Annotated in this window: 9 protein-coding genes; 8 read left to right on the forward strand and 1 reads right to left on the reverse strand. The window is 64.6% G+C overall.

Annotated elements, in window-relative coordinates:
• A partial coding sequence (locus PSV33_RS14185; RefSeq protein WP_300562852.1) for a vitamin B12 dependent-methionine synthase activation domain-containing protein occupies window positions 1-2373 on the forward strand: 2373 nt, incomplete at its 5' end.
• A 186-nt stretch (window positions 2374-2559) separates the two neighbouring features.
• Here the strand turns inward: PSV33_RS14185 and PSV33_RS14190 are convergent.
• Window positions 2560-4095 (reverse strand): YifB family Mg chelatase-like AAA ATPase, encoded by a 1536-nt coding sequence (locus PSV33_RS14190; protein WP_300562854.1) that lies wholly within the window; start codon window positions 4093-4095, stop codon window positions 2560-2562.
• A 204-nt stretch (window positions 4096-4299) separates the two neighbouring features.
• Here PSV33_RS14190 and PSV33_RS14195 point away from each other — a divergent pair, with 204 nt between their 5' ends.
• The 7 genes from PSV33_RS14195 to glcF all read left to right on the forward strand — a co-directional run.
• The gene (locus tag PSV33_RS14195) at window positions 4300-5067 is read left to right on the forward strand and encodes a TorF family putative porin (protein ID WP_300562856.1); all 768 of its coding nucleotides are present in this window, start codon (window positions 4300-4302) and stop codon (window positions 5065-5067) included.
• Window positions 5068-5104: 37 nt separating this feature from the next.
• Complete coding sequence (glnK, locus tag PSV33_RS14200; protein WP_077591625.1) at window positions 5105-5443, forward strand: P-II family nitrogen regulator; 339 nt, start codon at window positions 5105-5107, stop codon at window positions 5441-5443.
• Window positions 5444-5471: 28 nt separating this feature from the next.
• Window positions 5472-7010 (forward strand): ammonium transporter, encoded by a 1539-nt coding sequence (gene amt, locus PSV33_RS14205; protein WP_300562859.1) that lies wholly within the window; start codon window positions 5472-5474, stop codon window positions 7008-7010.
• Between the two features lie 171 nt (window positions 7011-7181).
• Complete coding sequence (locus tag PSV33_RS14210; RefSeq protein ID WP_300562861.1) at window positions 7182-8048, forward strand: aldose 1-epimerase; 867 nt, start codon at window positions 7182-7184, stop codon at window positions 8046-8048.
• 5 nt (window positions 8049-8053) lie between these two features.
• The gene (locus PSV33_RS14215) at window positions 8054-8977 is read left to right on the forward strand and encodes an SMP-30/gluconolactonase/LRE family protein (RefSeq protein ID WP_300562868.1); all 924 of its coding nucleotides are present in this window, start codon (window positions 8054-8056) and stop codon (window positions 8975-8977) included.
• 73 nt (window positions 8978-9050) lie between these two features.
• Complete coding sequence (glcE, locus tag PSV33_RS14220) at window positions 9051-10211, forward strand: glycolate oxidase subunit GlcE (protein WP_300562863.1); 1161 nt, start codon at window positions 9051-9053, stop codon at window positions 10209-10211.
• A gap of 85 nt (window positions 10212-10296) precedes the next feature.
• Window positions 10297-11000: glycolate oxidase subunit GlcF (glcF, locus tag PSV33_RS14225; protein WP_300562866.1), on the forward strand; the 704-nt coding region annotated here is incomplete at its 3' end.

Consider the following 11000-nt stretch of genomic DNA (forward strand, 5'->3'; position numbering starts at 1 on the left):
GGCGCCGCCGCCGTGGTCATGGCTTTCGACGAACAGGGTCAGGCCGACACCTATGAGCGCAAGATCGAAATCTGCGAGCGGGCTTACCGGGTGCTGGTGGACGAGCTGGACTTCCCGCCCGAAGACATCATCTTCGACCCCAACATCTTTGCGATCGCCACCGGCATCGAGGAGCACAACAACTACGCGGTGGACTTCATCAACGCCACGCGCTGGATCAAACAGAACCTGCCAGGCGCGAAGGTGTCCGGCGGCGTGTCCAACGTGTCCTTCAGCTTTCGCGGCAACGACCCGGTGCGCGAAGCCATCCACACCGTGTTTCTGTATCACGCGATCCAGGCCGGCATGGACATGGGCATCGTCAACGCCGGCATGGTCGGCGTCTACGACGACCTCGAGCCGACGCTTCGTGAGCGCGTCGAAGACGTGGTGCTCAATCGCAGCCCGGTCTACAAGCCGGGCGAGCCAGAAGTGTCGCCGAGCGAGCGACTGATCGAAGTGGCCGAGACCGCGAAAAGCGGCGCCAAGGATGACAGCAAGAAAAACGAATGGCGCGCCTTGCCGGTGCGCCAGCGCCTGTCGCACGCGCTGGTGCACGGCATGAACGAACACATCGTGACGGATACCGAAGAGGTCTGGCAGGCGATCAAGGCCGAAGGCGGGCGTCCGCTGCATGTGATCGAGGGCCCGCTGATGGATGGCATGAACGTGGTCGGAGACCTGTTCGGCCAGGGCAAGATGTTTTTGCCGCAGGTGGTCAAAAGCGCGCGTGTGATGAAGCAGGCGGTGGCCCATCTGCTGCCTTATATCGAGGCCGAAAAGCTGCTGCTGGAGGCCGCTGGCGGCGACGTCAAGACCAAAGGCAAGATCATCATCGCCACTGTCAAGGGCGATGTGCATGACATCGGCAAGAACATCGTCACCGTTGTGCTTCAGTGCAACAACTTTGACGTGGTCAACATGGGTGTGATGGTGCCCTGTCACGAGATCCTGGCGCGTGCCAAGGTCGAAGGCGCAGACATCGTCGGCCTGTCCGGCCTGATCACGCCCAGCCTCGAGGAAATGCAATATGTGGCTGGCGAGATGCAGAAGGATGACCACTTCCGCATCAGGAAGATTCCTCTGATGATTGGCGGTGCCACCACCAGCCGGGTACACACCGCGGTGAAAATTTCACCGCACTACGAAGGCCCGGTGGTGTATGTGCCCGATGCCTCGCGCAGTGTCAGCGTGGCGCAAAGTCTGCTGTCCGACCAGGCGGCCAGATACATCGAGGAACTCAATGCGGACTATCACAAGGTGCGCACCCAGCACGCCAACAAGAAGCAGACACCCATGTGGCCGCTGGCCAAGGCCCGCACCAATGCAACGACTATCGACTGGGCACACTACACGCCGCCCAAGCCGAAATTCATTGGCCGTCGCGTCTTCAAGAATTTCGATCTGGCCGAACTGGCGAATTACATCGACTGGGGACCTTTCTTCCAGACCTGGGACCTGGCAGGCCCTTTCCCGGCCATCCTGAAAGACGAGGTGGTGGGCACCGAGGCTGTGCGTGTGTATGCCGATGCGCAGCGCATGCTCAAGCGCCTGATCGAAGGTCGCTGGCTCACCGCCAGTGGTGTCATCGGTTTGTACCCGGCGAACAGCGTCGGCGACGACATCGAGATCTACACGGATGAGTCGCGCAGCGAGGTGGCCATGACCTGGTACGGCCTGCGCCAGCAGGCCGAGAAAACCGCGCTCGCCGGCGTGATGCGCCCCAGCCGCTGCCTGGCCGATTTTGTGGCGCCGAAAGTGCTGTCAGCGGAAACCAAGGCCGTGCGCGCCGGACATGCGGGCGCCGAGGGGCACAACACCTTCATGCTGCCGGACTACATCGGCCTGTTTGCAGTGACGGCTGGCCTGGGCGCCGAGAAGAAGGAAAAGTACTTCAACGATGACCACGACGACTACTCCTCCATCATGCTCAAGTCGCTGGCCGACCGGCTGGCCGAGGCTTTTGCCGAGGCCCTGCACAAACGGGTGCGCGAGGATTTGTGGGGTTACGCCACCGGCGAAACGCTGAGCACCGAGGAGATGATCGCCGAGAAGTACCAGGGCATACGCCCGGCCCCCGGCTACCCGGCCTGCCCCGACCACAGCGTCAAGAAGGACATGTTCGAGCTGCTGCAGGCGGGCGACATCGGCATGGCGCTGACCGAGAGCCTGGCCATGACGCCGGCCGCCAGCGTCAGCGGCTTTTACCTGAGCCACCCACAAAGCGTGTACTTCAGCGTCGGCAAGATCGGCGATGACCAGCTGCAGGATCTGGCGAAGCGTCGTGGCGAAAAGGCAGAAGACCTGCAGCGCCTGCTGGCGCCGAATCTTTAGGCCTTCGCCGACTGAGCAGGTGCGCCGCGCAGGCGTTCCAGGCAAGCCCATCGGGCGCTCGTATCGGTCGCGCTTGGGGGTATCAATACAAGTGGGGGCCGGGGATCTGGCTTGGCCAGTCCGCAGGCACAGCGGCCCCCTCGAGGGGGGGGCGCGAAGTACACACAGTGACGAGCGTGGGGGCTTTTAAGTTGCTTTGAGCGCCCGCCGGTACTGCACTGCTTCGGCCACATGCGAGACCTGCACGGCCGGCGCACCGGCCAGGTCGGCAATGGTGCGTGCCACTTTCAGGCAGCGGTGAATGCTGCGGCCGGACCAGCCCAGGCGTGCGGCCGCCGTGTTCAGGAATTTTGCTGCGGCATCGTCGAGCCCGCATTGCGCATCAATGGCTTTGCCCTGCAAGGCCTGGTTGCTGCTACCCTGGCGCGCCGTCGCGCGTTCCCGCGCCGCAACCACCCGTTCCCGGATGCTGGCCGTGCTTTCGCCGGGTGCGGCGCCCAGCAATTCCTCGGCCGCCAGTGCCCCGACTTCCACATGCAGGTCAATCCGGTCCAGCAGCGGGCCGCTGAGTTTGCCCTGGTAACGCGAGACCTGGTCTGGCGAGCAGCGGCAGGCGCGCAGGCTGGAGCCGAGGTAGCCGCAGGGGCAGGGGTTCATGGCGGCAATCAGCTGGAAACGCGCCGGGAACTCGGCGCGTTGGGCGGCGCGCGAGATCGTGATGGTGCCCGACTCCAGTGGCTCGCGCAGGGCTTCCAGCGCGGCTCGGGGAAACTCGGGTAGCTCGTCGAGGAACAAGACGCCGTGGTGCGCCAGTGAAATTTCACCGGGCCGCGGCGGCGAGCCGCCACCGACCAGGGCCACAGCGCTGGCGGTGTGATGCGGCGCGGCGGTGGGCCGGACCGCCCAGTTGTCCAGCGAGAAGCGGCCACCCAGCGAGGCGACGGCCGCGCTTTCGAGCGCCTCGGCTGTGCTCATGGCCGGCAGCAGGCCCGCAAAACGCTGGGCCAGCATGGACTTGCCCGAACCCGGTGCGCCCACCATCAGCAGGCTGTGGCCACCGGCGGCGGCAATCTCCAGTGCGCGCTTGGCCGCCGCCTGGCCCTTGACGTCGGACAGGTCCGGGTAGGGGGTGGCGTCCTGCGGCGCGCTGGGCTGGAGCCGGACCCAGCCTGGCGTGTCTTCAGGAACCATGTCGCCCGGCAAAAATTGCCTGACCACGTCGAGCAGGTGGTGCGCCCGGTAGACCTCGGCATCCGGCACCAGCGCGGCCTCCTCGGCGCTGCCGCCCGGCAGGACCAGCCGGGGTCGGGGCTGGCCGGCGTCCCGGCCCGGCAGTGCCAGGCTCATGGCCAGGGCACCGCGTATGGGGCGCAATTCCCCGCCCAGCGACAGCTCACCGGCGAACTCGTAGCCGGCGAGTTTGGTGGTGTCGATCTGGCCGCTGGCCGCCAGAATGCCCAGCGCAATCGGCAGGTCGAAGCGTCCGGAGTCCTTGGGCAGGTCGGCTGGGGCGAGGTTCACGGTGATGCGTTTGTTGCCGGGAAACTCCAGGCCGGTGTTCTGGATGGCAGACCGCACCCGCTCGCGCGCTTCCTTGACCTCGGTTTCGGCCAGACCCACCAGCGTGAAGCTCGGCAAGCCGTTGGCCAGATGCACTTCGACGCAAACCGGGTGCGCCTGCATGCCCAACAAGGCGCGGCTCTGCACTAAAGATAAGCTCATTTGTCGATTTCTCCCTCATGCACCAAAAGTGATCAGACATCAGTGCACTTATTAGGTGCGCATCTTGTATTTATCCCAGTTCAAGTCAACGCGTCAGTCCTTGTTGACGCCGACGAAGGCGCTTGCGGACTACAAAATTTGGCACGCTCCATGCTAAGTGTTCAACGCGTCACATTCCCTTTTTAACTATCCATGGAGCTCTCGATGAAATCAGCCGCCAAAAAATCAATGCTGGTGATGGTACTTGCCCTTGCTGGTTCGGCCTATGCCCAGACCGCAGCCCCTGCGCCGGAGTCCACCCTGTCCTACAACATCGGTGCCACCACCGATTACCGCTACCGCGGGATTTCGCAGAGCGGCAAGAAGCCTGCGATCAATGGCGGCATCGACTATTCGCACACCAGCGGCTTTTACCTGGGTACCTGGGCTTCAAGCATCACCTGGCTGAAGGACTCCACCGCCAACCCCAACACAACCAAAGGCCCGGTCGAGATCGACTTCTACGGCGGCTACAAAGGGTCCCTCGCCGAAGGCGTGGGCTATGACGTTGGCGGCCTCTACTATTGGTATGCCGGCAACAACCTGAAAAAGACGGCTGGTTTCGTGAGCCCCAACACCTTCGAGTTGTACGGTGCCCTGACCTTCGGCATCGTCACGGCCAAATACTCGCACGCCACGACCAACCTGTTTGGCACGGCCAACAGCAAGAACAGCGGCTACCTCGACCTCAGCGCCAACTTTGACCTGGGTTCGGGTTGGTCCATCGTGCCGCATATCGGCGCGCAGAAAATCAAGAACGGAAACTCCTATACGGACTACTCGGTCGCCGTCAACAAGGACATCGACGGCCTGGTGGTAAGCCTGGCAGTGGTGGGTACCAACGGCCTGGGCGCTCCCTACACCCTGCCTGGTTCCGGCACCCGTGACCTTGCCAAGGATGGCCTGGTACTGTCCGTCAAGAAAAGTTTCTGAAATAACACGGCTTAGAAGCTGAGGCAAAGGAGAACTCATGAAACTCGTAACGGCCATTATCAAACCGTTCAAGCTGGACGAAGTGCGCGAGGCCCTGTCCGGTATTGGTGTGCAGGGCATCACCGTGACCGAAGTCAAGGGCTTCGGCCGCCAGAAGGGCCACACGGAGCTGTACCGCGGCGCTGAATACGTCGTGGACTTCCTGCCCAAGGTCAAGATCGAGGCGGCAGTGTCCGACGAACTGGTCGACCGCGTCATCGAAGCCGTCGAGGGCGCAGCCCGTACCGGCAAGATCGGCGACGGCAAGGTCTTCGTCTACAACCTCGAGCAGGTGGTGCGTATCCGCACCGGTGAAACCGGCAAGGAAGCGCTCTAAGCCTCAACCCCAAAAAAGAGAAATAGACATGAAAAAACTACTTGCCTCCCTGGCTCTGGGACTGAGCCTGCTGACTTCCGGCGCCGCCGTGCTGGCACAGGCACCGGCGGCTGCCCCTGCAGCGTCCGAAGCCGCTGCTCCGGCGGCCGCTCCCGCTGCTGCACCTGCCGAGATGGCTGCACCGGCAGCTGCGGCACCGGCCGCACCGGCCGCACCTGCGGCGCCTGTTGCCGTGCCCAACAAGGGCGATACCGCCTGGATGATGGTCTCGACCATGCTGGTGATCCTGATGACCATCCCCGGTCTGGCCCTGTTCTACGGCGGCCTGGTCCGCAGCAAGAACATGCTGTCGGTGCTGATGCAGGTCATGGTCACCTTCTCGATGATCGTGGTGCTGTGGTTCATCTACGGCTACAGCCTGGCCTTCACCGAAGGCAATGCCTTCTTCGGCGGCTTTGACCGGCTGTTCATGAAAGGTGTCTGGGACAACGTTGCGGGCACCTTTGCCAACGGCGCGACCTTCAGCAAGGGCGTTGTGATTCCCGAAATCATCTTCGCCGCCTTCCAGGCCACGTTTGCCGGCATCACCTGCGCACTGATCGTCGGCGCCTTTGCCGAACGCATGAAGTTCTCCGCCGTGCTGATGTTCATGGTGATCTGGTTCACCTTCAGCTACGCGCCCATGGCCCACATGGTCTGGTTCTGGATGGGCCCCGACGCCTACACCGCCAAGGAAGTTGTTGACGAGATGAGCGCCAAAGCCGGTTACATCTGGCAGTCGGGTGCGCTTGATTTTGCCGGCGGTACCGTCGTGCACATCAACGCCGCTGTGGCTGGCCTGGTCGGCGCCTACATGGTCGGCAAGCGTATCGGTTATGGCAAGGAAGCCATGGCACCGCACAGCCTGACACTGACCATGGTTGGTTCTGCCCTGCTGTGGGTGGGCTGGTTCGGTTTCAACGCCGGTTCCGCCCTGGAAGCCAACGGCTTCGCCGCCCTGGCCTTCATCAACACCCTGGGTGCCACGGCAGCTGCCGTGCTGGCCTGGTGCGTCGGTGAAGCGCTGATGCGCGGCAAGGCTTCGATGCTGGGTGCAGCCTCCGGTGCCGTCGCTGGCCTGGTGGCAATCACGCCGGCAGCCGGCAACGTCGGCATCGGTGGCGGCCTGATCATCGGCCTGATCGCTGGTTTCGCCTGCCTCTGGGGTGTCAATGGCCTGAAGAAAATGCTGGGTGCTGACGACTCGCTCGACGTGTTCGGCGTGCACGGCATCGGCGGTATCCTGGGCGCGCTGCTGACCGGCGTGTTCAACTCGCCAAGCCTGGGTGGCCCCGGCTACGTGGCCGACTGGGTTACCGCCACCATGGTGACGGCGGCGGATTACTCCATCGTTGCCCAGGTCTGGATCCAGCTCAAGGCTGTGTTGGTCACGGTGGTCTGGTCCGGTGTGGTTTCCTTCATCGCCTACAAGGTGGTGGACCTGACCATCGGCCTGCGTGTCAGCGAGGAAGACGAGCGCGAAGGCCTGGACATCACGTCGCACGGCGAAACCGCCTACAGCCGCTGACCGGCGAATACCGTGGCCGCCTCCGGGCGGCCACGGCAGCTTGAACGAATTTGGGATAAATAGCGAGAGTCTCCTTTGGATGTTCAGCCCGCAAGAACTTCGGTTCCGGCGGGCTTTTTTTTGCCCGGGCGGTTTCTCCCCCGGTGCACAATGTCAGCAGGAGACTTGCCCATGACCGAGCCCATCACCTTGTCCAGCGCCAGCCTGCGTTGCGACATCAAGCCCGACCTGGGCGGCTGCATCGCCGGCCTGTGGCTGGGCGACCTGCCTGTGCTGCGCTCGACACCTGCCAGCGAGCTGATGTCGGTGCGTCTGGCCGGCAGTTACCCGCTGGTGCCGTTTTCCAACCGCGTCGGGCATGCCACGCTGAAGTGGCAGGGCACCAGCCATCCGCTGGTGCAGAACAACGGGCCAGAACCGCACGCCATCCATGGCCTGGGCTGGCAGCGGCCCTGGCAGGTGCTTGAGCAGGACGATCAGCTGCTGATGCTCGCTTTCGAACACAACGCCGACGCCTCCTGGCCGTTTGCCTTTGACGTCTCGCAGACTTTCCGTGTCAGTGGCAACACCCTCGAACTCACGCTGAGCATGACCAACCAGTCGGCCACGCCAGCCCCGGCGGGTCTTGGCTGGCACCCCTACTTCGTCAAGCGCAGCCGCAGCCACATCACATTCGAGGCGACCGGGCGCTGGGAGATGAACGAGGAAAAACTGCCGACGCATCGCCAGCCGGCGCACGGACTCGATGTGGACTGCGCCTCGCTCGATGTGGATCATTGCTTTGACGGCTGGAATGGCGTGGTGCACCTTCACGATGAAAAAATGCACACACGCATCACGTCCAATCTGCGCCGCCTGGTGGTGTTTACCAACCCGAAACGGGACTTTGTGGCGATCGAGCCGGTCAGCCATGTCAACAATGCGGTCAACCTGCTGCAGGCGGGCGCGGGGCAGGCTGATGAGCTGGGCATCCAGGTGCTCGCACCGGGCGAATCAATCAGTGCCCACATGAGCATTCAGGTGGAGCCTGCGTCGTGAGCTGGATGACCACGGTGGCGCAGCCCAGCGACCTGGGTGAATCACCGTTCTGGCACCCTGACGAGCAACAGCTGTACTGGGTCGACATCGCAGGAAAAAAAATCCACCGCAGCAATGTGTTCATGGGCACGGTGGACAGCTGGGCCATGGCAGCGCCGCACGAGCTGGAGCCCGGCTGCATCGCACCGGCGCGTAGCGGCGGGCTCGTGATCGCGCTGCGCGACGGCGTCTACCGGGCGCGGACCTGGGGTGGTGCGCTGGAGCAACTGGCCGCGGCCGCGCATGACCCGCGAACCACCCGTTTCAATGACGGCAAATGTGACCCGCTGGGCCGCTTCTGGGCCGGCACCATTTACGAGCCGCGCGATGCGCGCGAGGCGGCGCTGTATTGCCTGGACGGCCGGGCGGGCCGTGCGCCGGCGCTGGTGCGCATGGCCGGCGACGCAACCGTGGGCAACGGCCTGGCCTGGTCGGCCGACAGCCAGACCCTGTACTGGGCCGACACGACCGGCCATGTCATCCGCGCATGGGACTGGGACGCCGCCGGCAACACCCTGGCCCGGCAGCGCGTGTTCCGGCAATTCCCGCCCAAGCCGACTGGCTGGCAGCCCGGCATGCCGGGTTATGGCGGCCGGCCCGACGGCGCAGCGGTGGACAGTCAGGGCAACTACTGGGTGGCCATGTACGAGGGCCAGCGCGTGCTCAAGCTGTCGCCGGAGGGCGACTTGCTGGCCGACATTCCCACCCCCGTGGTGTGTCCAACCATGGTGTGTTTTGGCGGCGACGACCTGCAGACGCTGTACCTGACCACGGCGCGTCACGGGCGACCCGCCGCGGAACTCGAAGCACTTCCGCAGTCCGGCTGCGTGTTTTCCATGCGCGTTGACGTGCCCGGTCTGCCGGTTCATTTTTTTTCGGACCCGGGTTGAACTCAAAAAAGCGAACAGCCGCCGTTCAAAAATATCAAACCCGGCCGACCTGCGCCCCCTTACCATCAGGACCATGGACTCAGCGCTTCAATTGATCATGGACCGGGTGCGTGCGGCTGCAGCCAGCGGCACACCACTGCGCATACGCGGCGGCGGCAGCAAGGACTTCTACGGCCAGACGCTGCAGGGCGAGCTGCTGGATGCCACACCGCTGGCTGGCATCACCAGTTACGAGCCCACCGAACTGGTGGTCACCGTGCGGGCCGGTACACCGCTGGCCGAGCTCGAGGCGGTGCTGGCTGAACGCGGCCAGTGCCTGCCTTTCGAGCCGCCCCGCTTTGGGCCGGGGGCCGCCCGGTCTGAGCCCTTGGGCGAAGGCCTCACAGAAAGCGGTTCCACCGCAGGGAGCGCAGCGACCGTAGGGGGCATGGTGGCCGCCGGCCTGAGCGGCCCGGCGCGCGCCAGCGTGGGTGCCGTGCGCGACTATGTGCTGGGCGTCACCCTGCTCAATGGCAAAGGCGAGTTGCTGACCTTTGGCGGCCAGGTCATGAAAAATGTGGCAGGTTACGACGTTTCGCGCTTGATGGTGGGCGCTCTGGGGACGCTGGGCCTGCTCACCGAAATCAGCCTGAAGGTGTTGCCGGTGGCCCCGGCCGAAGCCACCTTGAAGTTCGGGATGAGCCAGTCAGAGGCTCTGGCGCAGCTGAACGAGTGGGGCAGGCAGCCCCTGCCGCTCAACGCCAGCTGCTGGGTCGATGACGCCGGTGCGTCCACGTTGTACCTGCGTTTGCGCGGCGCCGTCGCGGCGGTCGAGGCCGCCTGCAAAACACTGGGCGGAGAGCGCCAGGACAATGCCTCGGTGGCGCCCGACTGGAGCTTGTGCCGCGACCAGCAGCTGCCCTGGTTCCTGGCGCGCGGCGAGCGGGACCTGTGGCGCCTGTCGGTGCCACAGACGGCACCGGTGCTGGACCTGCCCGAGCCGCCGCTGATCGAATGGCACGGGGCGCAGCGCTGGGTGCGAGCAGCGGCCGGTGAGGCGCAGCGCCTGCGCGATGCCGCTGCGGCTGTTGGCGGAACCGCTACGCTTTTTATAGCTGGTGGCGCCCGTTCTGAAAGGGCTGAGGGCCGATTTGACCTCTTGAAACCGCCGTTGGACCGGATCCACCGGCAGCTCAAGAAAGAGTTCGATCCCGCCGGGATTTTCAATCGTGGCCGCCTCTACCCGGACTTCTGATGTTGACCCCCTCGTTCGCGGCTGCGCCGTTTCACTGCCCCCCAAGGGGGCGCAAGTCCCCTAAGGGCGGCCCGTCGGAGACTTGATGCAAACCCACCTCGCCCCCGAATTCAAGAACACCGCCGACGGCCAGGCGGCCGAGGCGATTCTGCGCAAGTGTGTGCACTGCGGTTTTTGCACGGCGACCTGCCCGACGTACCAGCTGCTCGGCGACGAACTCGACGGCCCGCGCGGGCGCATCTACCTGATCAAGCAGGTGCTCGAGGGCCAGGCGCCGACGCGCAAGACCCAGATGCACCTGGACCGCTGCCTGACCTGCCGCAACTGCGAGACCACCTGTCCCAGCGGCGTGCAGTACGGCCACCTGATCGACATTGGCCGCAAGCTGGTCGACGAACGGGTGGCGCGGCCCGCTTCCGAGAGTGTGGTGCGCTGGGCGCTGAAAGAAGGCTTGCCGTCACCGCTGTTTGCACCGGCCATGAAACTCGGTCAGGCCGTGCGTGGCCTGTTGCCCGCGGCGCTGAAGAACAAGGTGCCGGCGCGCCAGCCGGCGGGCAGCTGGCCGCAGCGGGAGCACCCCCGCAAGATGCTGATGCTCGCCGGCTGCGTGCAGCCGGCCATGATGCCCAACATCAACACCGCGACAGCGCGGGTGCTCGACGCGGCGGGCATCCAGACCGTGGTGGCGGCCAAGGCCGGCTGCTGCGGCGCGGTGAAGTTTCACCTGAACGACCAGGACGGCGGCAAGGCCGAGATGCGCCGCAACATCGACGCCTGGTGGCCGCATGT

This window comes from Polaromonas sp. (assembly GCF_029945895.1).
Classification (GTDB): domain Bacteria; phylum Pseudomonadota; class Gammaproteobacteria; order Burkholderiales; family Burkholderiaceae_C; genus Polaromonas.

What these genes read in the sequence shown, in the direction of transcription:
- PSV33_RS14190 (WP_300562854.1), bottom strand. Translation starts at nt 4,095, where the DNA reads ATGAGCTTATCTTTAGTGCAGAGCCGCGCCTTGTTGGGCATGCAGGCG.
- PSV33_RS14195 (WP_300562856.1), top strand. Translation starts at nt 4,300, where the DNA reads ATGAAATCAGCCGCCAAAAAATCAATGCTGGTGATGGTACTTGCCCTT.
- glnK (WP_077591625.1), top strand. Translation starts at nt 5,105, where the DNA reads ATGAAACTCGTAACGGCCATTATCAAACCGTTCAAGCTGGACGAAGTG.
- amt (WP_300562859.1), top strand. Translation starts at nt 5,472, where the DNA reads ATGAAAAAACTACTTGCCTCCCTGGCTCTGGGACTGAGCCTGCTGACT.
- PSV33_RS14210 (WP_300562861.1), top strand. Translation starts at nt 7,182, where the DNA reads ATGACCGAGCCCATCACCTTGTCCAGCGCCAGCCTGCGTTGCGACATC.
- PSV33_RS14215 (WP_300562868.1), top strand. Translation starts at nt 8,054, where the DNA reads ATGACCACGGTGGCGCAGCCCAGCGACCTGGGTGAATCACCGTTCTGG.
- glcE (WP_300562863.1), top strand. Translation starts at nt 9,051, where the DNA reads ATGGACTCAGCGCTTCAATTGATCATGGACCGGGTGCGTGCGGCTGCA.